Origin of the sequence: Corallococcus sp. Z5C101001, from assembly GCF_007352635.1 — a bacterium.
Classification (GTDB): Bacteria; Myxococcota; Myxococcia; order Myxococcales; family Myxococcaceae; genus Corallococcus; species Corallococcus silvisoli.
In genome coordinates, this window is record NZ_VKLU01000009.1 from 225,145 (window position 1) to 247,993 (window position 22,849).

Genomic DNA, 22,849 nt, shown 5'->3' on the forward strand with positions numbered 1-22,849 from the left:
ACGACGAACCCCGCTCCCTCCAGTCGAGGGGGGCGGGGTCCGGTGTCCGCGGCGGAGGGGGCGCGGCGGCTACTTGTGCGCGTTCAGGTCCGGCTCGGACGGGGGCGCCTTGTCGGCGGGCACGTCGAAGAAGGTGTTGGAGCTGGGCGCGCGCGTCTGCGCCACGCTGTTGTTCTCCAAGGTCTCCGGCACGGGCGGCAGGGTCACCTGCGTCATCTGGGCCTTGGCCGCGGCCTCCGCGGCGAGCTTCGCGTTCCTCCGGCGGCGGTACACGAAGTAGCCCACCGCCAGCACCGCCAGCGAGCCCATCACGACGACCTGGCCGTCCTTCAGCTTGCGGATGACCATGTCCAGCTCGCCGCCGAAGTGGAAGCCGAGCCACACGAACACCGGCGCGGACAGCAGCGCCGCCAGCCCGTCCCACAGGATGAAGCGCCAGTACGCCATGTGGACGGAGCCCGCGGTGAAGTACGTCACCGCGCGCACGCCCGGCATGAAGCGGGCGATCATCACGATCTTCTGGCCGTGCGTGACGAAGAGCGATTCCACCTTCGCGCGCTTCTCCGGCGTGACGATCTTCGCGAAGAACCCTCCCCCCTTCGCATCCGGGTTGCGTCCCAGCCGCGTGCCCAGCCGGCGCCCCGCCAGGTAGATGAGGCTGTCACCCACCAGGATGCCGAAGAAGCCCACCGCCATCATCACGGGAAGGTGCGCCGCGCCCTTGTGCGCCAGGAACCCGCCGAGGATGAGCGAGATGTCCTCCGGCAGCGGCACACCCAAGCCGCATGCCACCAGGATGCCGAACACGGTGAAGTAGGCGAAGAGGCCCTGGGAGTTACCGAGCAGGTTGGTGAGAAAATCTTCCACGCGTCGTTCCGTCCAATCACTTCCCGAAGGGCCGCTCGGCAATCACCCGGGCCTGCCCGTTCAGCACCCAACCATCAACCGGGTGCGGCAGTTGAAAACTCCGGCCACCCAGCATCCCACCTCAAACGCTCCGGCCCCATCACGAAAGCCCTCGGTCCGCCGCCTACCCGCACCCACTGTGTGTTCCAGGGTGGGGCTGCAAGGGAGCATCCGGCGAGACAGTAACCACCTCCCGTACGGGTGGCAGGATCTCTCGTCCTTCCGGCCTCCTGGCAGGAGCCCCGCGACCGCCGCCCGACACCGGGACGGGCTCGGACGGGGGGACGGGCGGCCCCCTCAGCTCCCAGGGGCCCGCGCGACCAGGGTGCGCAGCATGTCCCGGTTGTCCCGCGCCTTCACGCCGAAGTGGCTGACGATGCCCATCAGCAGCTTGATGCAGGCCTGGGGCTTCTGGGCGAGCAGCTTCTGGAAGTCCGCGGCGCGGATCTCCAGCGCCATCACGTCCGTCTGCGCGGTGGCGGTGCACAGCCGCTCCCCCTTCTGCACGAGCGCCAGCTCGCCCAGGGGCTCCCCGACCGTGACCTCACCCAGCGGCACGTCCTCGCCGGTCGGGCTGCGGGCGCTCAGCCGCACGGTGCCCTCGCCGACGATCCACAGCGAGTCACCCGGCTTGCCCTCGGTGAACAGCGCCGTCCCCTTGGGAAAGGCGCGCGACACGGCGGCCGCCGCGAAGATGGAGATGCCAGTGTCGGTGAAGCCCTTGAAGAGCGGACAGGCCTTCAGGGTCGTCTCGGGCACGAGAGCCATGAGGTGTTCCTAACACGCACAACGCGGCGGCGTCAGCGGCTCGCGCGGTGTTCGGAGGCGGTGTGCACGTAGTGGAGGGCGGACTGGATCAAGAACTCGCGCTCGCCGTCGGTGAGGGGGCGCTTCACCTTGCCGGGAGAGCCCACCACCAGCGAGCCCGGGGGGACCTTCGTCCCGGGCGTGAGCAGCGTGCCGGCGCCGATGATGCAGTCGTCGCCCACCTCCACGCCGTCCATCAGGATGGCGCCCATGCCCACCAGCACCCGGTGGCCCACGGTGCAGCCGTGGAGGATGACCCGGTGGCCCACCGTGCAGTCGTCGCCCACCACCGTGGAGTCACCCTGGCTGGTGACGTGCACCATGGTGAGGTCCTGGATGTTGGTGCGCCGGCCAATGCGGATGGAGTTCACATCCCCGCGCAGCACGGAGTTGAACCAGATGGAGGAGTCCTCGCCCAGCTCCACGTCCCCCACCACCTGGGCGGAGTCCTCGACGAAGCAGCTGGGGTGGACGCGGGGGGACACTCCGCGAAACGGCCTCAACGGCATGGTGGAACCCTCCAACGGCGAGAGAACGGCGGGAGGCGTCAGGCCTCCGCCGGGACATGCAGCGGCACGGGCAGCTCCACCGCCGGCGGCGCCACGGTGGGGCCCTGGAGCACCGCCACCTGCCGGCCCGCCAGCTGGTTGGGCGTGGCGCGCTCCACGTGGACCTTCACCACCGAGCCCGCCGGGGCGTCGCCCTCGAAGTTGACGGTGCGGTTCTCCGGCGTGCGGCCGAAGCGCTTGGTGGCGTCGTAGCGCGAGCGGCCCTCCACGAGCACCTCCACGTCCAGCCCCACCTGCGCCTGGGTGTACTCGCCGCTGATGCGCCGCTGGACCTTCTGCAGGCGCTCCAGCCGGGCCACCTTCACCTCGTGCGGGATGGGGCCCCAGTCCTTCTCCCGCAGCGCGGCGCCCGTCTTGGGGCGCGGGCTGTACACGAAGGAGAACTGGTTGTCGTACTTCACCAGCTCGGTGAGCTTGAGCGTCATCTCGAACTCTTCCTCGGTCTCTCCGGGGAAGCCCACGATGATGTCGGTGGTGACGGCGATGCCGGGCCGGGCGGCGCGCAGCTTCGCCAGGCGCTCCAGGTACTGCTCCACCGTGTAGTCGCGGCGCATCATCTTCAGGATGCGGTCGCTGCCGCACTGCACCGGCAGGTGGAAGTGCGGGGCGATCTTCGGCTGCACGCGGAAGGCTTCGATCAGCTCGTCCGACAGGTCGTGCGGGTGGCTGGTGGTGAAGCGCACGCGCTCGATGCCCGGCACCTCCGCGGTGCGCAGGAGCAGCTGCGCGAAGCTGATGCCGCCCTGGTACGAGTTGACGTTCTGGCCGATGAGGGTGACTTCGCGCACGCCCACGCCCGCCAGGTCCGCCACCTCCACGAGCACGTCCGGGAACGCGCGGCTCACCTCGCGGCCCCGGGTGTGCGGGACGATGCAGAACGAGCAGACGTTGTCGCAGCCCTTCATCACGGTGACGAACTCCGTCACCTTGCCGCGGGACGTCTCCGCGTCGGCGCGCGGGAAGACGTACTCCTCGGAGTCCACGAAGGCCGTCTCCACCACCCGCTCGCGCGCGTCCTGCACGCGGGCGATGACCTCCGGCAGCTTCGCGATGTTGTCCGGGCCGAAGACGAAGTCCAGGTACGGGACCTTCTTCAGCAGCTTGTCCTTCTCCTGCTGGGCCACGCAGCCGCCCACGCCCAGGATGGCGCCCCGGCTGGCCTTCACCGCGCGGTAGCGCCCCAGCGCGGACAGCATCTTGTCCTCGGCCTTCTCCCGGATGGAGCAGGTGTTGAGGATGATGAGGTCGGCGTTGTCTGGCTCCGGCGTGGGCACGTAGGACATCTTCGACAACGCCTCGCTCATCCGCAGCGAGTCGTTGACGTTCATCTGGCAGCCGAAGGTGTGGATGAAGTAGCGCTTCATGGGTGGGCCTTGAAGGAAAACGGGCCGTTATGCGACGCCCGGACGCGGAATGCAACCGGGCGGACGGGCCGGGTCATCCCCGGCTGAGGACCTGGGTGAGCCGGGTGTGCAGCGCCACCAGCTCCGCCTCGCGCTCGCGCAGGAGCGCGACCGTCTCCACGCCGTACCGCCGCCCCAGGGCCTCCGTCTCCCGCTCCTGCTTCACCAGCTCGTCCCGGACGCGCTTGCGCACCTCCTCCGCCTCCGGGCCGCTGCGCGCCTCCAGCTCCGCGAGCTTCGAGCGCAGCCGCGACACCGTCCAACGCCGCCCGCCAAAGGCGCGCAGGACGGCGCTCCCCCACTCCGCCGCCTTCACGTCCAGGCCGCTGGCGCCCAGGGCGGCCGCCTGCGCCCGGGCCATGGCCTCCGCGCCGGCCTCCGCCTCCACGTGCGCCAGGAAGGTCTCCTGGTAGCGGACCAGCGCGTCGAGCATCGGCCTGTCGACCGGCCGGGACGCCATGCGCAGCGTGCGGTCGTCGGCGGCGTCGAAGTCCGGGCCGGTCTCCACGTTGGGGACGTCCTGGTAGTCGTCGAAGAGGGACGGAGCCATGGGGCACCTTCGGGCAAAGGGGTTCAGACGGGGACGAGCTGTTCGGCGATGCGGGCCAGGTCGGACACGGAGGTGACGACCACGGCCTGGGAGCAGTGCTTCTCGTAGGTGAGCATCTCGCTGTCGCCGATGCCCCAGTTGCCCCGCTCCTCGGGGCAGATCCACAGCACGCGCTTGGCCTTGCGGCGCAGGTCCTTGAGCGCCCACGCGTTGTTCGCGTTGTAGTTGTTGCGGCCGTCGCCAATGATCATCACGGTCGTGCGGCGCGTGATGCTGCCCAGGTGGTCGCGGCTGAAGTCCGCCAGCGCACGGCCGTAGTTGGAGTTCGCGCTCATGGACACGGTGCGCCCGGTGGTCGCCGCGTCGATGGCCTCGCTCACGTCCAGGTCCTTGAAGTACTGGGTGACCTCCCCCACGTCGGACACGAAGACGAACGAGCGCACGCGCACGAACAGCGACTGCATCGTGTGCATGAACAGCAGCATCATCCGGGACGCGTTCCTCACGGAGTCGGAGATGTCGCAGAGCACGACGAGCTCCGGGCGCTCGGGCCGGCGGGTGCGGAACACGGGCACCATGGGCACGCCGTCCCACGGCATGTTCCGGCGCAGGGTGCGCTGGACGTTGAGCGAGCCCCGGCGGTGCGAGCGCTGCTTGCGGATCATCCGGCTCTTGAGCTTCTCCGCCAGCGTGCGGACGGCGGCCTCCATCTGGTCCACCTCCGCCTGCGTGAGCAGGTGCAGCGGCTTCTCCTTCACGGAGTCCGTGCGGCGGCGGATGCGGGCCTCGGACTGGCGCTTCACCTCCTGGCGCGCGGCCTCTTCAATCTTGCGCATCGCCGCGGCCACGTGGCGCGAGACGATCTCCACGCCCTCGGTGTGGAGCCCGCGCGCCTTCAGCTCGTCCTCCAGCGACTTGAGGTCGGAGCGCGCCCGCTCCATGCCCGCGCCCGCCAGCAGCCGCCGCGTGAAGAACCCCGTCTGGAGCGGGCTCTCCAGCTGGCCCAGGTCCAGCTGCAGCGACGCCTGCCGGAAGAGCTGCGCCAGCCGCGCGCGGTCGCCCGCGAGGATGGCCTGGGCCAGCGGGGACATCTCCGGCGCCAGCAGGTTCATCTGGTAGATGACCATCTTCAGCAGGTCGCCTTCCAGGTAGCCCTCGTCCTCCAGCTGCTTCGCCAGCGACGCGTCAATGGCCTCGAACGTGCGGGCCGCGCCGGAGAAGAAGAAGTCGAACGCGCGGCGGAAGGTCTCCACGTCCAGCTCGCGCTTCACCAGCGTGGTGCGCAGCACGGAGCGGAACAGGGCCCGGTCCGTCAGCCCCACCTCGGCGGTGGCGCGCAGCGCGTCCTGCACCTCGGACGTGCTGACGCGCACGCCGTTCTGGCGAAGCACCTCCGCGAACTCGACGATTCGGGCGTCCATGGCGTCAGGCCTGCCGTTCGAACGACATCACGGCTTCCACGTGGTGCGTCTGCGGGAACATGTCCACCACCTGGAGCGCCACCGGTCTGTAACCCGCGTCCACCAGCCCCGCCGCGTCCCGGGCCAGCGAGGCCGGGTCGCACGCCACGTACACGACCCGGCGCACGTTCAACGCCCGCATCCACTTCGCGAGCCCCGGCGCTCCGGCGCGGGGCGGGTCCGCGAGGCACGCGTCGAACGAGCGCCCCTCCGCCACCAGCCCGTCGCACACCTTGCGCGCGTCGCCCTGGATGAAGCGCACGTTGGCCACCCCACCCTCGCGCGCGCTGCGCTGGGCCAGCTCCACGCCCACCGGCGAGGACTCCACCCCCAGCACCGACCCCGCCGTCCCCGCCAGCGGGAAGGTGAAGTTGCCGTTGCCGGAGTACAGCTCCAGCACGGAGTCCGTCTCCCGGGCCCCCAGCTCGTGGAGGGCGGCGGTGACGAGCCCCACGTTGGCCTCCGCGTGCGCCTGGGCGAACGCATCCGGCCGCAGGTACACCGGCACCTCCGGCCGCAGCGGGGACAGCGAGCGCAGCACCGGCCGGCCGATGAGCCGTGCGGAGCCCTCCTTTGGCACCAGCACCGCGCCCTCCAGCCGCAGGGCGCGCACGGCGGCCTCCGTGGCCTCCAGGTGCCGTGCCGTCACCGGGCCGGAGAGGTTCACCGCGAACGCGGCCTTGTCGCCCTCCGCCAGCAGGAGCACGTCCTCGGTGTCCTTCGTCAGCGGCTTGAGCAGCGGGGCCAGCTTCCCGGGCAGCGCGGTGAGCACCGGCGTGAGCGCGGGGCACACGTCCACCGGGACGCGCTCATGGGTGCGCCTGCCGAAGTAGCCGAGCGCCCCCTTGCCCGCCCCGTGCAGCACCGCGCGGCGGCGGTAGCCCCAGTCCCGGGGCGCCACCAGCAGCGGCCGCACGGTGAAGCCCGAGCGCGGCAGGCGGCCCAGGTGCTCCAGGGTGGAGAGGACGATCTCCTGCTTCGCGGACCGCTGCGCCGGCACGGACAGCTCCAGCCAGTCGCAGCCGCCGCAAGCGTCGGAGAGGACGCAGCGCGACGACACCCGCTCCGCGCCATCCGTCAGCACCTGGCCCAAGAGGCCGCGCAGGACCTTGCCCTGGACCTCCAGGTGGACGCGCACGGTGTCGCCGGGGAAGGCGCCGGGCACGAAGACGGTGCGGCCCTCCCAGGAGGCCACGCCCTCCCCCAGCTGGCCCAGCCGTTCAATCGTCAGTTCAATGGGAGCTTCGGGCAGGGTCGTCGTCATCACAGGCGCACTCGCGGGGGCCGCCTGGGTCGGGCCGCCCTACTTCCGGGTCGCACTGCCACGCTCGTCCGCCGGCAGGGCTTCCCGCAGGCGCTCCACGAACGCTTCGATGCGCGACCGCTTCTCGTCGTCAACGTCCAGGAACTCCACCGCCATCCCCGGCACCTCGGAGCCCGGCGTCCCCTGGGCGTTGGTGCGGGTCACCTTCCCGGACAGGTCCACCGGGAAGCTGGCGCCCGGCAGCGACACCAGGATGCGCACCACCGTGCCCACCGCCAGCGGCTGCGGCGTGTTGATGTAGATGCCGCCGCGCGACAGGTTCACGGCCCAGTCCGTCACGAAGCCGGCCACCGTGCGGTACGCCACGGGCAGCTCATGGTCGATGCGGTGCGCGCGCGGCGCGGGGACGGGCTTCTCCGGGGTGTCGGCCATGGGGGGTGCTCCGCTCCTCGGGGGGAAGGTGGCTTCCGTCCCACCCGAGGCGGCGGAAGCACACCCTAGCACTCCGCGTCAGGCCTGGAACTTCATCTCGCGCAGGTCGGGCGCGATCTTCAGCTTCGGCTCGGTGAGCTGCTGCACCCGTTCCACCGTCAGTCCGGGCGCCAGCTCCCGGAGGACCAGCCCCTCCGGCGTGACGTCCAGGAACGCGTGGTCCGTGACGATGTGGTGCACGCACTTGAGGCCCGTCAGCGGCAGCGAGCACTTCTTCAAGATCTTCGGCTGCCCGTCCTTGTTGGCGTGCTCCATGGCCACGTAGATGCGCTTGGCACCCACGGCGAGGTCCATGGCGCCGCCCATGCCCTTCACCATCTTGCCGGGGATCATCCAGTTGGCCAGGTCGCCCTCCTCGCTGACCTCCATGGCGCCCAGCACGGCCAGGTCGATGTGGCCGCCGCGGATCATCCCGAAGGACAGCGCGGAGTCGAAGAAGGCGGAGCCCTTCACCACCGTCACCGTCTCCTTGCCCGCGTTGATGAGGTCCGGGTCCTCGCTCCCCTCCTCCGGGTACGGCCCGATGCCGAGCAGGCCGTTCTCCGACTGGAGCACCACCTCCACCCCGTGCGGGATGTAGTTGGGCACGAGCGTGGGGATGCCGATGCCCAGGTTGACGTAGAAGCCGTCCTGGAGTTCCTGGGCGATGCGCTGCGCGATCTGTTCACGAGTCAGGGGCATGGCTCAGGACGCCTTCTTGCGGACGGTCCGCCGCTCGATCCACTTCTGGAGGTTCTGCGCCTGCACGATGCGGTGCACGAAAATGCTCGGGATGTGCACCAGGTCCGGATCCAGCTCGCCCGGCTGCACGATGTGCTCCGCCTCCACGATGGTGACCTTCGCGGCCATGCACATCATGGGGGTGAAGTTCCGCGCCGTCTTGTGGAACACCAGGTTGCCCCAGGTGTCCGCCTTCCACGCGTGGACGATGGCGAAGTCGGCCTTGAGGGGCGTCTCCAGCACGTGCAGCCGCCCGTCGATGATGCGCGACTCCTTGCCCTCCGCCACCTGGGTGCCCGCGCCCGTCGGCGTGAAGAACCCGCCGATGCCGCAGCCCCCGGCGCGGATGCGCTCCGCGAGCGTGCCCTGCGGGTTCAGCTCCACCTCCAGCTCACCGGAGAGGAACTGCCGCTCGAACTCCTTGTTCTCCCCCACGTAGCTGGCGACCATCTTCTTCACCTGCTTGTTCTGCAGGAGGACGCCCAGCCCCAGCTCCGTGGTGCCGCAGTTGTTGGAGATGATGGTGAGGCCCTTCACGTTCTTCTTGTGCAGGGCCGTGATGAGGTTCTCCGGGTTGCCGCACAGCCCGAACCCACCACTCATCAGCGTGATGTTGTCCGGGATGTCGGCGACCGCCTCATCCGCGCTCGCGTAGACCTTGTTCATGCGGGCAGGTCCTCAGCGCTCGACCATCAGCGCGATGCCTTCGCCGCCGCCGATGCAGAGCGACGCCACGCCGCGCTTCTTGTCCTGGTCCTTCAGCGTGTGCAGCAGCGTGACGAGCACGCGCGCACCGGAGGCGCCAATCGGGTGGCCCAGCACCACCGCGCCGCCGCGCACGTTCACCTTGGACGGGTCCAGGCCCAGGATGCGGTTGTTGGCGATGGCCACCACCGCGAAGGCCTCGTTGATCTCCCAGAGGTCCACGTCCTTGGCCGTCACGTTCTGCTTCTTGAGCAGCGTGTTGATGGCGTCCGCCGGCGCGATGGTGAACTCCACCGGCTTGCGGGCGGCCTGCGCGTAGCCCTTGATGCGGCCCAGGATGGTGCGGCCCTCGGCCTTCGCCTTCTCCTCGCTCATCAGCACCAGCGCCGCGGCGCCGTCGTTGATGGAGGACGCGTTGGCGGCCGTCACGGTGCCGTCCTTCTTGAACACCGGCTTGAGGCCCGGGATCTTGTCCGGCTTGGCGTTCTTGGGGCCCTCGTCCTCGGAGACGGTGGTGAACTCATCCGGCTTCTTGCCCGGGATCTGGACCGGGACGATCTCCGGCGCGAACAGGCCCTCCTTCTGGGACTGGATGGCGCGGCGCGTGGACTCCAGCGCGAACGCGTCCTGCTGGGCGCGGCTGATGTCCTGGGAGGTGGCGCACTCCTCGGCGCAGTTGCCCATGTGCACGTTGCCGTACACGTCCCAGAGGCCGTCGGAGATCATCGCGTCCTTGAACTCCACGTTGCCCATGCGGGCCCCGCCGCGCATCGTGTGGGACACGTAGGGCGCGTTGCTCATGGACTCCATGCCGCCCGCGACGACCACGTCCGCGTCACCCAGGGCGATGGACTGCGCCGCGGCGATGACGGCCTTCAGGCCGGAGCCACAGACCTTGTTCAGCGTGACGGCGGGAACGGACTCCGGGAGGCCCGCGAAGATCGTGGCCTGACGCGCCGGGGCCTGGCCCACGCCCGCCTGCAGGACGCAGCCCATGATGACCTCCTGCACGGCCTCCGGCTTCACGCCCGCGCGCTCCAGCGCCGCCTTGATGGCGATGGCGCCCAGCTGCGGCGCGGTGAGCTTGGACAGGGCGCCCTGGAAGGAGCCGATGGGGGTACGGGCCGCGCCCACGATGACGACTTCACGAGCCATGGAACTGCCTCCGATTGCGGATGAGCGAACAGCCAGGGTTAACGGCGATGGGCGCACTTATCACCGGGCGGTCCCTGGAGTTCAAGCGTCCTCGCTCGGCGCCCAGGCGCGGAGTGACAGCGACCCGCTCCGGGGCGGACTCCACTGTCCACCCCAGGCCACTGCGGCGGCGGAAGGCGGGCTTTTCCGGGGTGGGCCCGTCCGACCGGTCGGATGGGACGCTCCCCTGCCCGCCCGCGTCAGCCGCGGCAAAAGAAAACGGCCGGGTCCCTTTCGGGAACCCGGCCGCTTCTCACGTCAAGACTGGCGGCCGACTACTTCTTCAGCTTGGAGGCCATGACGTCGCCCAGGCGGGCCTTGGACCCCTCGGCCTGCTTGCGCAGGTACTCGCGGTAGTCCTCGCCCTCGCCGATGAGCGCCTTGATGGACAGGGCGACCTTCCGGTCCGGGGTGTTGATGTCGATGATCTTCACTTCGACATCCTGGCCTTCCTGCACCACGTCGCGGGGGTTCTCCACGCGCTCTTCCTTCAGCTCGGAGACGTGGACGAGGCCCTCGATGCCCGGCTCGATCTCCACGAACGCGCCGAAGTCGGTGACCTTGGTGACCTTGCCCTTCACGCGGCTGCCCACGGGCAGGCGCTCGGAGAGGGTCTCCCAGGGGTCCGGCTGGAGCTGCTTGATGCCCAGGCTGAAGCGCTCGTTCTCGACGTCGATGTTGAGGACCACCGCCTCGACCTCGTCGCCCTTCTTGAACATCTCGCCCGGGTGCTTGATGCGCTGGGTCCAGGAGATGTCGGACACGTGCACCAGGCCGTCCACGCCCTCCTCGACGCCGACGAACACGCCGAAGTCGGTGACGTTGCGGATCTGGCCCTTGATGACGGAGCCGATCGGGTACTTGTCCTCCAGCAGCGTCCAGGGGTTCTGCTCGATCTGCTTCATGCCCAGCGCGATGCGCTTGGCCTTCGGATCGATGTCGAGGACGACGGCCTCCACCGTCTGGCCGACCTCCAGGATCTTGGACGGGTGCTTGAGGCGCTTGGTCCAGGACATCTCGCTGACGTGCACGAGGCCCTCGACGCCCTGCTCGATCTCGATGAACGCGCCGTAGTCCGTGATGGACACGACCTTGCCGGCGACGCGGGTGCCGACGGGGTACTTCTCGTCGGCGCGGTGCCACGGGTCCTCCTGGATCTGCTTGAGGCCCAGGCTGACGCGCTCCTGCGCGGGGTCGAACTTGAGGACGACGACGCGCACTTCGTCACCGACGTTGAACATCTCGCTGGGGTGACCGATGCGGCCCCAGGACATGTCGGTGATGTGGAGCAGGCCGTCGATGCCGCCCAGGTCGATGAAGGCGCCGTAGTCGGTGAGGTTCTTGACCACGCCCTTGAGGACCGCACCCTCCTTGAGGTTCTTGAGGGTCTCCTTCTTCATCTCCTCGCGCTGCTTCTCCAGCAGCACGCGGCGAGAGAGGACGATGTTGCCGCGCTTCTTGTTGAACTTGATGACCTTGAACTCGAATTCCTTCGAGATGTACTGATCAAGGTTGCGCACCGGGCGGATATCGACCTGGCTGCCGGGGAGGAACGCCTTCACGCCGATGTCGACGGACAGGCCGCCCTTCACGCGTCCGACGATGGTGCCCTTGACGATCTCATCGCGCTCGCAAGCGGCGGAGATTTCGTCCCAGATGCGCATCTTGTCGGCCTTCTCCTTGGAGAGGACGACCATGCCGGTGTCGTTCTCGCGGCTCTCCAGGAGGACCTCGACGGGGTCGCCGGCCTTGACCGTGACCTCACCGCGGGGATTGGTGAACTCGGAGATCGGGACCTGACCCTCGGACTTGTAGCCGATGTCCACGATCGCGAAATCCTTCGTCACCTGCACGACCGTGCCCTTGACGATCTCGCCTTCCTTCAGGATTCCGTCGCCGCCACGCTCCTTGAGCGAGGCCTCGAACATCGCCGCGAAGTCTTCGTCACCGCCGTCGATCTGCTGGTTCACGTTCTGCTGCATGAAGTGGAAGTCCTTGGAACGGTACAACTGCCCCCTGTTTGAATGGGTGCGCGGCCGCCTGCGGGGAGCGACGGGAAACCGCGGGTGTCCCTCCGATAGGGACGTAAGGCTGGCTGGAAGCCGCGCACCCTAGACACCGGAGTTTCCGGGAGTCAAGTGGGGCGCCGCCTCAGGTGCTGTTCCGTTTTCTATGAACGCCCGGCAGGGTCCGCACCTCTCCTACCTGTCAGGCCCCCCTGCCCGCCCGCCCCGGGTGGGACAGGCGGAGCGCCTACCCCTGCTGGCGGAAGGTCTCCCGGGCGATGACCATCCGCTGCACCTCGCTGGTGCCCTCGTAGATGGTCTGCACGCGGGCATCCCGGAAGTAGCGCTCCACGGGGAACTCGTCGATGTAACCGTAGCCCCCGTGCAGTTGCACGGCCTTGTCCGCGACCTTGTTGCTCATCTCGCTGGCGAACAGCTTCGCCATGGAGGCCTCGCGGGTGAACGGCTGGCCGGACTCCTTGAGGGCGGCCGCCCGCAGGGTGAGCAGCTCCGCCGCGTCCAGCTGTGTGCGCATGTCCGCCATCATGAAGCGCGGGGCCTGGAAGTCCGCCACGGCCTGACCAAAGGCCTTGCGGTCCTTGGTGTAGGACACCGCCGCCTCCAGCGCGGCGCGGCCCACGCCGCACGCCTGCGCCGCGATGCCAATGCGCCCGCCGTCCAACGCCATCATGGCCAGGCGGAACCCGTCGCCCTCCTTGCCCAGGAGGTGGGCCGCGGGGACTTCGCAGTCCTCGAAGGTGAGGCCCACGGTGTTGGACGCGCGCAGGCCCATCTTGTCCTCGTGCTTGCCCACGTGGAGGCCCTTCGCGCCGCCTTCCACGATGAAGCAGGACAGGCCCTTGTTGCCGGTCCCGCTCGTGCGGGCCCAGACGACGATGACGCCCGCGTACGCGCCGGAGGTGATCCACTGCTTGCTGCCGTTGAGCACGTAGGCGTCGCCGCGCTTCACCGCGGTGGTGCGCATGGCGCCGGGGTCGGAGCCCGCGTGCGGCTCGCTGAGGGCGAACGCGCCGACGATGGCCTCGCCGGAGGTGATGCGGGGGACGAACTTCTCCCGCTGCGCGTCGGTGCCGACCGCGTGGATGAGCTCCGCGCACATGTTGGTGACGGCCATGGCCACGGACACGGAGGCGTCCGCGGCGGCCATCTCCATCATCGCCAGCGCGTAGGAGACGACCCCCGCCTCCGCGCCGCCGTAGCGCCCGGGGAGGTTCACCCCGAGCAGCCCCACTTCCGCCAGGGCCTTGAAGACTTCCGGATCGAACCGCTCCTCGCGGTCCGCCGCGCGGGCATGGGGAGCCACGCGCTCGCGGGCGAACTTGCGCGCGGTGTCGCGGATGAGCGTCTGGGTCTCGGTGAGGTCGAAGTTCACGGGCGCGGGCGTCCTGGGCGCTACTCGATGGCCTTGAGGTTGAACGGGTACTCGATGGGGTGGTCGCGGCCGTCCGGGGGCTTGGGGAAGTCCATGGACGACAGGACGGCCACCACGCAGTCGTTGAGCCCCGCGTCCTTCAGCGTGCTGCCGTGCTTGTCCACCTTGGCGCTGCGCACGGTGCCGTCCGCGGTGATGGTGAAGGTGGTGAGCAGCTTGCCCTCCACCTTCTTGTCCTTCTCCACCATGTGGTCCTCGTAGCACTCCTGGATGCGAGGCATGTGGTGGGCCATCACCTGCCGGATGGAGTCCGGGGTGAAGGGCAGCCGGCTCACGTCCAGCCCGTCGTCCTTCTTCGGGGCGGGCGTCGCGGCCGGGGGGGCCGCGGCCTTCTTCTTGGAGGACGAGCCCTGAGCCAGGGCCAGCGGGGAGCCGAGGCCCAGGGACAGCAACAGCACGGGGAGGAGCGCGCGCTTCATGACCGGGTGACTACTCCTTCAGCAGGTTGGCGGAGATGACGATGCGCTGGATCTCGCTCGTCCCCTCGTAGATCTCGGTGATGCGCGCGTCGCGCACGTGGCGCTCGGCGTCCATCTCCTTGCTGTAGCCCATGCCGCCGTGGATCTGCAGGGCCTTGTTGGCCACGCGGCTGGCCATCTCGCTGGCGTACAGCTTGGCCATGGCGCTCTCCGGGCTGTGGCGCACGCCCTTGTCCTTCATCAGCGCCGCGCGCCACACCAGCAGCCGGGCCGCGTCGATCTCCAGGGCCATGTCGGCGATCATGAACTGGATGGCCTGGTGGTCGCGGATGGGCTTGCCGAACGTCTTGCGCTCGCCCGAGTAGCGCACCGCCTCCTCGAAGGCCGCGCGCGCGATGCCCAGCGCCTGCGACGCGATGCCGATGCGGCCGCCGTCCAGCGTGGACATGGCGACCTTGAAGCCCTCGCCCTCCTTGCCCAGGCGGTACTTCTCCGGCACGCGCATGTCCTCGAAGAACATGGAGCAGGACCAGGCGGCGCTGATGCCCATCTTCCGGTCGGGCTCCGCGCGGGTGAAGCCGGGGGTGTTGGTGGGCACGAGGAAGGCGGTGATGCCCTTGTTGCCGGCCTCCCGGTTCGTCATCGTGATGAGGACGATGGCGTCGGCCTTGGGGCCGTTGGTGATCCAGTTCTTGGAGCCGTTGATGATGTACTCGTCGCCCCGCTTCACGGCGACGGTCTTCTGGGCGGCGGCGTCGCTGCCGGCCTCGGGCTCCGTGAGGCCGAAGCAGCCGAGCTTCTCACCGCTGGCGAAGGGCTTGAGGAACTGCTCCTTCTGCTCCGGGGTGCCGAACTTGGACACCGGGTCGCAGTAGAGCGAGTTGTTCACGCTCATGATGACGCCAGTGGAGGCGCAGCCGCGCGAGATCTCCTCCATCGCGATGGCGTAGCAGACGTTGTCCAGGCCCGCGCCGCCCCACTCTTCCGGCACGGCGATGCCCAGCAGCGACAGCTCCGCCAGCTTCTTCACCGCGTCCGTGGGCCAGGCGTGCTGTTCGTCCCACTTGCGGGCGTTGGGGATGAGTTCCTTGGCGGCGAACTCGCGGCACAGCCGCTGGATCTCGCGCTGGATGTCGGTCAGCTCGAAGTTCATGGTGGACATCCCATAGTACGCGGCCCGTCCCGGGGCTACTTCGAAGACGTCCCGCCCTCCTCCGGTGCGGGAACCCGGGTCCCGAAGAACATCGCCAGCGGGACGGTCACGTCGAGGGACACGTCCGTGCGGGCGCCCGCGTCCGTCCAGGTCCTGCGCACCACCACCGACACCGTCCAGGGTTGGGTGTCCCGGTGCCGTTCAATCAGGTCATAGGTAAGCCCTGCCCCGGCCACCCCGCCCTTGCCGTCCCCTCCCCAGACGCCTGCTCCCTCGGCCAGCACGCCGAAGCGGGACGTGTCCGGGAAGGCGTATACCCGGGCCCCGGCGAGCAGGCGGAGGGTGGAGGGGCCCAGGCGCAGCTGGGGCTCCACGAAGGGCGACAGGATGAGCGTGGGGCCGGGCACGTCCAGGGGCGGGGTGGCCCACGGGTGGACGGGCCAGGAGAGCAGCCAGTGGGCGCCGTCACCCCACTCGCGCCGGAGGTCCGGGATGAGGGGCTCCAGGAAGCACAGCGTGTAGATGCACAGCGTGCGCTTCCAGGACACCAGGGCCGGGGCGCGGTGCTCGGCTGGCGCCTCCGCGTCCGGCTCCGGCTCCGCGCCGGCCCAGGCGGGCGGCGCGGCCAGGAAGCACAGCAGGCTCCCGGCCGCGACCGCGGGCTTCACGTCACTTGCCCTGGAACGCGGCTGGACGCTTGGCGAGGAACGCGGCCATGCCCTCGCGCTGATCCTCCGAACCGAAGAGGACCGCGAAGCCCTGGCGCTCCAGCTCGTTGGCGGCGCGCAGGTCCTGGTCCGCGCCGTACTCCACCACGCGCTTGGCCTGGGCCACCGCGAGCGGGCCGTTCTTGAGGATCTTCTCCGCCACCGCGCGGCAGTGGGCCATCAGCTGATCCGCGGGCAGGACCTCCAGCACCAGGCCGATCTCCTTCGCCTTCGCCGCGTCGATGCGGTCCGCGGTGAAGAGCAGCTCCTTGGCGCGGGCGCGGCCCAGCAGGCGCGTGAGGCGCTGGGTGCCGCCGAAGCCCGGGATGACGCCCAGGGTGACTTCGGGCACGCCCAGCTTCGCCTTCTCCGACGCGTAGATGAGGTCGCAGCCCAGCGCCAGCTCCAGGCCGCCGCCCAGCGCGAAGCCGTTGACGGCCGCGATGGTGGGGATGGGCAGGTTCTCCAGGGACTCGAAGACGTGGTGTCCCAGGGCGGAGAACTCGCGCGCCTGGGCGGCGGAGATGGTGGCCATCTCCGCGATGTCCGCGCCGGCGACGAAGGCCTTCTCGCCCCCGCCGGTGATGATTAGCGCGCGCGTGTCGCCCGTCAGCGAACGCAGCGCGTGGTCCATCTCGTGGAAGGTGGCGGTGTTGAGCGCGTTGAGCGCCTTGGGGCGGTCCACCGTGAGGGTGGCGATGGCGCCGTCCTGGGCGAACCGGATGTTTTGGTAGTCCATGTGTGGGGCTCCCGGGGGTTAGTACTTGTAGAAGCCGCGGCCGCTCTTCTTGCCGTACCAGCCCGCGTCCACGTACTGGCGCAAGAGCGGGCACGGGCGGTACTTGGAGTCCCCCAGGCCCTTGTGCAGGACCTCGGCGATGTAGAGCACCGTGTCCAGGCCGATGAAGTCCGCCAGCTGGAGCGGGCCCATGGGCTGGTTGGTGCCCAGCTTCATCGCGGTGTCGATGTCCTCCGCGGTGCCCAGGCCCTCCATCAGCGCGAAGCAGGCCTCGTTGAGCATGGGGATGAGGATGCGGTTGACGATGAAGCCCGGGTAGTCCTTGGACACCACCGTCGTCTTGCCCATGCGCTCGGCCATGGCGCGGATGGTGGCGTACGTCTCATCGCTGGTGGCCGCGCCGCGGATGAGCTCCACCAACTGCATCACCGGCACGGGGTTCATGAAGTGCATCCCGATGACGGACTCGGGGCGCTTCGTGGCCGCGGCGATGCGGGTGATGGGGATGGAGGACGTGTTGGTGGCCAGGATGCCGCCGGGCCGCACGACCTCGTCCAGCTCCAGGAAGATGCGGCGCTTGAGGTCCTCGTTCTCCGTCACGGCCTCGATGGCGACGTCCACGTCCTTGGCGTCGCGCGCGCTGGTGAAGGTGGCGAGGTTGGCCTCGGCGGCCTGCTGCTTCGCCGCGTCCAGCTTGCCCTTCTCCACCAGCTTCTTGAGGCCGGCCTTGATGCGGTCCGCGCCCTTGGCGAGCCCGTCCTTGTTGACGTCCACCAGCGACACGCGCAGGCCCGCCTGGAGCGCCACCTGCGCGATGCCCGCGCCCATCTGCCCTGCCCCGACGACGACGATGTGTTCCGTTGCCATGGCGACTTCTCCTGTGTCGGCGGCCATAACGCACGCCCCCAGGAGGGTCAACGGCTGGTGGCGGGCAGCCGCAGCTGGCGGACGATGGCCTCACCCTCGCCCACCGTCAGCGGCTCCTCCAGGCGCACCCGGGGCTCCTGGCCCTCCACCTTCACGAACAGCCGCATGCGGAAGCTGCCCTGGGGCAGCCCCACCTTGAACGTCACCTCCGGTGGGGGGCCGCTCGCGAAGAAGCGCTCCTCGCGCTTGAGGATGTGCTCTTCCGGATCCACCACCTGGAGGTCCATGGCACGCGCGCGGCTCCAGCCCTCGCCGTCGAGCTGGAGGATGAGCTGACGCTCGGGCACGTCCGTGGCCCGCCAGAGCCACAGGCCCACCGCGACGATGGCGATGAGCGCCAGCCGCTTGGGCAGCGGGTGCGTGCGCCAGCCCGCGCGGGGCTTCTCCGGGGCGGGCGCGGGGGCCTCCGGCACGGGCTGTTCCGGCGCTTCCGCCACGTCCCTACTCCCGCTTCGAGCGCTTGGAGGCCGGCCGGCGCGCGTTCAGTTCGGTGATGACCACGCGGGTGGTGGGCGGCGCCTCCGCGGACTTCTTGCCCTTCGCGGGGGGCTCCGGCGGCGCTGCTTCCTCCGCCTTCTCCGACGGCACCAGGCGGATCTGCGCCTTCACCTCCACCGTCATGCCGGAGAGCAGCTTGAGGAACTCGTCGCGCAGCTTCTCCGACTGCATGAAGCGGCGCAGCTCCTCCGTGACGACGCGGGAGATGTCGTCCTTCGTCTTCTCCGCCTGGGAGAGGATGAAGCCCAGCGCCTCCTTGGGGAGCTTGAGCTGGCCGGCGAGGGCACGGATGCCCTCCTCGCCCATGAAGATCGCGCCCATCCCGGCCACCGCCATGCGCCGCACGAAATCCGGCACGAAGCCGCCCGAGCGGCTCTCGCGTCCGTGCTGCTGCTCCGAGTCGTCGAACAGCGGATCAGGCGGGAGGTCGTCGTTGCCGGCCGGGGCCATGCGGTCTCCTTCTCTCAGTTGGACCCTACCGGGCCTGCATCACCGGCAGGGGCACGCTCTTCATGGACTGCGCGGACACGCGGCCGGCCACGTTGCGGGCGATCGCCTGGAAGGCCTGGGCCTCCGGGCTGTCCTTGTGCCCCACCACCACCGGCACGCCGGAGTCTCCCGCTTCGCGCACCTTGAGGTCGAGGGGGATCTCCCCCAGGAATGGAATGCCGAACATCTCCGCGGCCTTGTGCCCGCCGCCGTGGTTGAAGATGGGCGTGCTCTTGGAGCAGTGCGGGCAGATGAACTGGCTCATGTTCTCCACGATGCCCAGCACCGGGATGTGCACCTTGTCGAACATCTGCTTGGCGCGCACCACGTCCGCCAGCGCCACGTCCTGCGGCGTCGTCACCAGCACCGCGCCCGCCGCCCGCACCGACTGGGACAGGGTCAGGGCCACGTCGCCCGTGCCCGGGGGCAGGTCCAGGATGAGGTAGTCCAGCTCACCCCAGTTCACGTCGCGCACCAGCTGCATCAGGGCGCCGTGGAGCATGGGGCCGCGCCAGATGAGCGCCTGATCCGCCTCCACCAGGAAGCCGATGGACATGATCTTCAGGCCATGCGCGATCAGCGGATCCAACGTCTTGCCGTTGGGGCTCACCGGGCGCTTGTCCGCGGTGCCCGTCATCAGCGGCACGGACGGGCCGTAGAAGTCCGCGTCCAGCAGGCCCACCTTGGCGCCGTGCTGCGCGAGCGACGCGGCCAGGTTCACCGCCACCGTGCTCTTGCCCACGCCACCCTTGCCGGCGCCCACGAGCAGGATGTTCTTCACGCCCGGCAGCAGCGCCCCGCCGCCAGAGCCTCCGGCGACGCCGCGCACCTGGGCGCCCCACTCGATGTCGAAGGACTTCAGGCCCGGCACCGCCTTGAGCGCGGCCTCCGCGTCCGCCTGGATCTTCCCCTTCATGGGACACGCGGGCGTGGTCAGTTCAATCTTCAGCTTCACCGTGTCGCCGGTGACGCGGACGTCCTTCACCATCCCGGCCTTCACCAGGTCGACGTGCAGTTCGGGGTCGATCACCTTCGACATGGCCGCCATCACATCGGCCTGGGAGACGCTCATCGGGACACCTGAAACCTTTTGAAAACAGGCGCTTGCACGCTTGAAGGGGGGCGGAGATTGCCAGCACTCCGGGGGCTGTCAACGTCGTTTAACGCAGGGGCCCTGGGGGCGCACCCGCCGTTGAACCCGCGGGAGCGCCCCTGGCTTCTGGCCGTCATTCGATGGCCGCCACGCGGTATTCGCCGTCTTCCAGGAGCAGCCGCACCGCGCGCTCCTCGCCCAGGGGGAACAGGGCCTCGCCCGCCGCCACCCGCACGCGGGTGTTGAGGGCCAGACGGGCGCGGCGCAGGCGCTCCTTCGAAAGGGGCTCGCGCTCGAAGTCCTCGCGCAGGCGCTCGGGCGTGTAGCGGGCACGCAGCGGCGAGGCGAGCAGGCCCCACGCTCCCTTCCAGTCGCGCGCGTCCACCGCGTCGAGGAACTTCTTCAGCGCCGCCCGGGGCACGTCCGCCGCGCGCGACTCCACCACGCGCCAGTCCTCGCCCTGGCGGGCCAGGGTGACGGAGGGGGCCCGGGCCTCCAGCATGGCCGCGCCCGAGCGGACCGCGGCGGCCCGCTCGGTCCGGGCGGGGGCGTCGGAGTACTCGTCCAGGAAGGCCACCTCCCCGTCCGGCCCTCCGGTCGTCAGGCGGTAGGCGTCCTGGAGCCGGTTCTCCTCCAGGGCCTTCGCGTACGCCTCCGCCACGGTGGTGGGGTCGCGCGAAGCGGTGGCGCAGGCGGTGCCGAGCAGGAGGAGGCCCAGGGGAGCGAGGCGGGTCATCACTGGCGCGGCAGGGTAGACCCCGTGCCTGGGCCGGGCAATCTCCAGGTGCCCTCCCCCGCCCTCGCTCCTCCGGCGGGCGCCGTCAATGGCGCCGCAGGAGCTGGACGACCCAGAGCACCAGGTCCGCCAGGTCGACGCCGTCCGCCACGTCCTCCATGGAGGGGAGGCTGCTCGGTTCGCGGTTCTTGGGGAGGCTGGAGCCCGCCACGGCGCCCTGGGGCGCGTGCTCGCCGCAGTAGAGGTCGCCGTTCCAGGCCCACGCGTGGGGCACGGACACGGCGAGGCCGCAGTGGACGCACGAAAGGGGCGAGTGCACGCCCCACCCGCCCGACGGGGAATCCGACGGCGGCAGCGGGGCCGTGGCGCCTGGACTCCTCCACGGATCCGCGCCCCCGTCCGTCGCGGGGGCGACCTCCCAGCCCCCCGAGGTGGCCGGTCCCTTCGGCGGCGTCACGGTGGCGTGCTCCAGGGCCTCGAACTTGCCCGCGTCCAGCCACGCGCCACCGCAGTGGGTGCACAGGTCCACGCTGCACACGCGCGCGGACACGAGCCCCAGCCGCGCGCCGCAGCCCGGACAGCCCAGGGGCTCGCTGTCGCAGGTGGCACAGTGGACCTGGGCACGCGGCACCAGGTGCCCTCCCTTGCGGCACCGCGACGCGGCCTGACGCGCCGTGTTCATCAGCGGCTGGAGCGACGGCCGGTCCGGGAAGCGCTCCAGCTCACCGCGGTCGAAGAACAGGCCGTGGCAGCGCGGACAGAGGTCCACCTCCACGTCCGACGCCTGGACGACGTTCAACGGCTGGCTGGGGCACACCGGGCAGGAGCGGGCCATCCCGCCATGCTAGTCGAAGCGCCGCGACGCCGCCCCGAAGCCCCAGAGGCTCCAGGACGCGGTGCAGAAGGCGTAGGTCGCCGGGTGCGCCGCGCCCGACAGCAGCTTGAGCAGCGACAGCCCGCCCCGGGCGCCGCCGTAGCGGACGAGCTCGAAGTCGTCCGACGCGACGCGTGCCTCCTCCAACGCGTGGCGGCAGACCTCCTCGAAGCCGCCGATGCGGTCCACCAGCCCGGCCTCCTTCGCGCGCAGGCCCGAGTAGACGCGGCCCTCCGCGCGCTGGTGGATCTCCTCCTTGGTCCGGCCGCGCGCCTGGGCCACCAGCTCCAGGAAGGACTGGTAGCCCTCCTCCACCTCGCGCTCCAGGGCGGCGCGCTCGTGCGGCGTGAAGGCCCGGGACGAGGAGAAGAAGGCCGCGTTCTCCCCCCGCGCCAGCGTGGTGCGGTGGATGCCCAGCTTCTCCAGCAGCGCGCCGTAGTCGAACTTGCCCATGAAGATGCCGATGGAGCCCACCACCGCGTGCGGCGCGGACCAGATCTCCTTCGCGCCGATGGCCGCCATGTAGCCGCCGCTCGCGCAGACCTGATCCACGTACGCGATGACGGGCTTCTGCTTCGCCACGCGCTTGACCGCCTCCAGGATCTGCTCGGACGCGAGCGCCGAGCCGCCCGGGCTGGACACCGCCAGCACCACCGCCTTCGCCCGTGTGTCGCGCCCCGCCTGGCGCAGCGCCTTCACCACCGAGTCCGCCGCCGCGAACCGGCCCGCGCCGCCGCCCCCGGGGATGATGATGCCCGCCACGTCCACCACCGCCAGCCGCGGCTTGCGCTTGAACCTGCGCCACTTCACCGGCGGGAACGCGAGCGTCTCCAGGTACGCGTCGAAGGTGGGCACCGGCGGCTCCTCGTCCTTCTTCGCCTCCAGCCCCAGGTGCGTGCCCAGGTCCGCCTCGTGGACCAGCCCGTCCACCAGCCCCGCCTCCAGGGCCCGCTTCGCGCTGTAGGGGCCGGCGTCGATGAGCGCCCGCGCCTCCTCGGGAGTCTTGCCGCGGTCCGCCGCGATGGCGGCCACGAGGGCGCCGTAGCGCTCGTCCAGGAAGGACTCCAGCGTCTGTCGCTGGATGTCGGACACCTTGCCGTCCGTGAAGAGCTCCGGCGCCGTCTTGTAGTCGCCGCGCCGGGCGAAGTGGGCCTGGATTCCCACCCGCTCGAAGGCCTCGCCCAGCACCGTGGCCTCGGCGGCGTAGCCCACCAGCTCCACCCGGCCCATGGGGGCGAGCAGCACCTCGTCCGCCGCGGCCAGCACGGGGTACGCGTCCGTGTCCACCATCACCGCCCAGGACACCACCCGCTTGCCCGCGGCCTGGAAGTCCGACAGCAGCGCCCTCAGGGCCTCGCGCCGCGCATCCGGGACGCCCAGCCCCTCCACCTCCAGGAGGATGCCCTCCAGCTTCGCGTCCCGGGCCAGCAGCTTCAGCGCCCGGCCCAGGGCCTCCACCGACGTCACCGTCGCGGGCTCCTCCGGCGCGCGGCCCCACCGGAAGCGCGGCACCGGGCGCGGGCGGTACGGCGGGGTCCCGGAGAGCCGGAACCGGACCCAGGTGGGCCGCTTTCGCCCCGCGATCAGCCGGAAGGGCAGGCCCAGGAGCAGGCGCAGCCCCAGGAAGAGGTTGACCACGAGGAGGAAGGGAAGGCGGAGCATCCGGCGCGCGTAACGCTCCCGCC

General features: G+C 70.2%; 24 protein-coding genes. All 24 read right to left on the minus strand.

Features of this window, described 5'->3' with window-relative positions; genetic code table 11:
• Positions 1-69 precede the first annotated feature (69 nt).
• Positions 70-867: a DedA family protein gene (locus FOF48_RS21390; RefSeq protein WP_143904597.1), complete on the minus strand. Its 798-nt coding sequence runs from the start codon at positions 865-867 to the stop codon at positions 70-72.
• A gap of 336 nt (positions 868-1,203) precedes the next feature.
• A complete protein-coding gene (locus tag FOF48_RS21395; protein ID WP_143904599.1) occupies positions 1,204-1,674 on the minus strand; it encodes a cyclic nucleotide-binding domain-containing protein in 471 nt (156 codons plus the stop codon).
• 32 nt (positions 1,675-1,706) lie between these two features.
• Positions 1,707-2,222 carry a gamma carbonic anhydrase family protein gene (locus FOF48_RS21400; RefSeq protein ID WP_143904601.1) on the minus strand — a complete coding sequence of 172 codons (516 nt, stop codon included), beginning with the start codon at positions 2,220-2,222 and terminating at the stop codon, positions 1,707-1,709.
• Between the two features lie 38 nt (positions 2,223-2,260).
• Positions 2,261-3,646 carry a tRNA (N6-isopentenyl adenosine(37)-C2)-methylthiotransferase MiaB gene (gene miaB / locus FOF48_RS21405; protein WP_143904602.1) on the minus strand — a complete coding sequence of 462 codons (1,386 nt, stop codon included), beginning with the start codon at positions 3,644-3,646 and terminating at the stop codon, positions 2,261-2,263.
• A gap of 73 nt (positions 3,647-3,719) precedes the next feature.
• Positions 3,720-4,235 carry a hypothetical protein gene (locus FOF48_RS21410; protein WP_143904603.1) on the minus strand — a complete coding sequence of 172 codons (516 nt, stop codon included), beginning with the start codon at positions 4,233-4,235 and terminating at the stop codon, positions 3,720-3,722.
• Between the two features lie 23 nt (positions 4,236-4,258).
• Positions 4,259-5,656, minus strand: a complete 1,398-nt coding sequence (locus tag FOF48_RS21415) for a VWA domain-containing protein (RefSeq protein WP_143904604.1) — start codon at positions 5,654-5,656, stop codon at positions 4,259-4,261.
• A gap of 4 nt (positions 5,657-5,660) precedes the next feature.
• The gene (locus tag FOF48_RS21420) at positions 5,661-6,959 is read right to left on the minus strand and encodes a class I SAM-dependent RNA methyltransferase (protein ID WP_143904605.1); all 1,299 of its coding nucleotides are present in this window, start codon (positions 6,957-6,959) and stop codon (positions 5,661-5,663) included.
• A gap of 39 nt (positions 6,960-6,998) precedes the next feature.
• On the minus strand, positions 6,999-7,391 hold the full coding sequence (locus FOF48_RS21425; RefSeq protein WP_143904606.1) for a TIGR02266 family protein: 393 nt from the start codon (positions 7,389-7,391) through the stop codon (positions 6,999-7,001).
• A 78-nt stretch (positions 7,392-7,469) separates the two neighbouring features.
• A complete protein-coding gene (locus tag FOF48_RS21430) occupies positions 7,470-8,132 on the minus strand; it encodes a CoA transferase subunit B (RefSeq protein ID WP_143904607.1) in 663 nt (220 codons plus the stop codon).
• 3 nt (positions 8,133-8,135) lie between these two features.
• Positions 8,136-8,837 (minus strand): CoA transferase subunit A, encoded by a 702-nt coding sequence (locus FOF48_RS21435; RefSeq protein WP_143904608.1) that lies wholly within the window; start codon positions 8,835-8,837, stop codon positions 8,136-8,138.
• Positions 8,838-8,849: 12 nt separating this feature from the next.
• Positions 8,850-10,031, minus strand: a complete 1,182-nt coding sequence (locus tag FOF48_RS21440; RefSeq protein WP_143904609.1) for a thiolase family protein — start codon at positions 10,029-10,031, stop codon at positions 8,850-8,852.
• A gap of 314 nt (positions 10,032-10,345) precedes the next feature.
• Complete coding sequence (locus FOF48_RS21445) at positions 10,346-12,052, minus strand: 30S ribosomal protein S1 (protein ID WP_143904795.1); 1,707 nt, start codon at positions 12,050-12,052, stop codon at positions 10,346-10,348.
• A gap of 271 nt (positions 12,053-12,323) precedes the next feature.
• Entirely contained in the window at positions 12,324-13,469 is a 1,146-nt protein-coding gene (locus FOF48_RS21450) for an acyl-CoA dehydrogenase family protein (protein ID WP_143904610.1), read from the minus strand.
• A gap of 20 nt (positions 13,470-13,489) precedes the next feature.
• Positions 13,490-13,948 carry an AgmX/PglI C-terminal domain-containing protein gene (locus tag FOF48_RS21455; protein ID WP_143904611.1) on the minus strand — a complete coding sequence of 153 codons (459 nt, stop codon included), beginning with the start codon at positions 13,946-13,948 and terminating at the stop codon, positions 13,490-13,492.
• A 10-nt stretch (positions 13,949-13,958) separates the two neighbouring features.
• On the minus strand, positions 13,959-15,101 hold the full coding sequence (locus FOF48_RS21460; RefSeq protein ID WP_143904612.1) for an acyl-CoA dehydrogenase: 1,143 nt from the start codon (positions 15,099-15,101) through the stop codon (positions 13,959-13,961).
• Positions 15,102-15,136: 35 nt separating this feature from the next.
• Positions 15,137-15,769 carry a hypothetical protein gene (locus tag FOF48_RS21465; protein WP_143904613.1) on the minus strand — a complete coding sequence of 211 codons (633 nt, stop codon included), beginning with the start codon at positions 15,767-15,769 and terminating at the stop codon, positions 15,137-15,139.
• A gap of 1 nt (position 15,770) precedes the next feature.
• Complete coding sequence (locus FOF48_RS21470; protein WP_143904614.1) at positions 15,771-16,547, minus strand: enoyl-CoA hydratase-related protein; 777 nt, start codon at positions 16,545-16,547, stop codon at positions 15,771-15,773.
• A gap of 18 nt (positions 16,548-16,565) precedes the next feature.
• Complete coding sequence (locus FOF48_RS21475; protein ID WP_143904615.1) at positions 16,566-17,414, minus strand: 3-hydroxyacyl-CoA dehydrogenase family protein; 849 nt, start codon at positions 17,412-17,414, stop codon at positions 16,566-16,568.
• A 47-nt stretch (positions 17,415-17,461) separates the two neighbouring features.
• Positions 17,462-17,911 carry a hypothetical protein gene (locus FOF48_RS21480; RefSeq protein ID WP_255442500.1) on the minus strand — a complete coding sequence of 150 codons (450 nt, stop codon included), beginning with the start codon at positions 17,909-17,911 and terminating at the stop codon, positions 17,462-17,464.
• Between the two features lie 4 nt (positions 17,912-17,915).
• A complete protein-coding gene (locus tag FOF48_RS21485) occupies positions 17,916-18,422 on the minus strand; it encodes a hypothetical protein (RefSeq protein WP_143904616.1) in 507 nt (168 codons plus the stop codon).
• Positions 18,423-18,447: 25 nt separating this feature from the next.
• Complete coding sequence (gene apbC / locus FOF48_RS21490) at positions 18,448-19,533, minus strand: iron-sulfur cluster carrier protein ApbC (RefSeq protein ID WP_143904617.1); 1,086 nt, start codon at positions 19,531-19,533, stop codon at positions 18,448-18,450.
• Positions 19,534-19,687: 154 nt separating this feature from the next.
• Complete coding sequence (locus tag FOF48_RS21495) at positions 19,688-20,290, minus strand: hypothetical protein (protein WP_143904618.1); 603 nt, start codon at positions 20,288-20,290, stop codon at positions 19,688-19,690.
• A gap of 85 nt (positions 20,291-20,375) precedes the next feature.
• Positions 20,376-21,125 carry a zf-TFIIB domain-containing protein gene (locus FOF48_RS21500; RefSeq protein WP_143904619.1) on the minus strand — a complete coding sequence of 250 codons (750 nt, stop codon included), beginning with the start codon at positions 21,123-21,125 and terminating at the stop codon, positions 20,376-20,378.
• 9 nt (positions 21,126-21,134) lie between these two features.
• Positions 21,135-22,826 carry a signal peptide peptidase SppA gene (gene sppA / locus FOF48_RS21505; RefSeq protein ID WP_143904620.1) on the minus strand — a complete coding sequence of 564 codons (1,692 nt, stop codon included), beginning with the start codon at positions 22,824-22,826 and terminating at the stop codon, positions 21,135-21,137.
• Positions 22,827-22,849 lie beyond the last annotated feature (23 nt).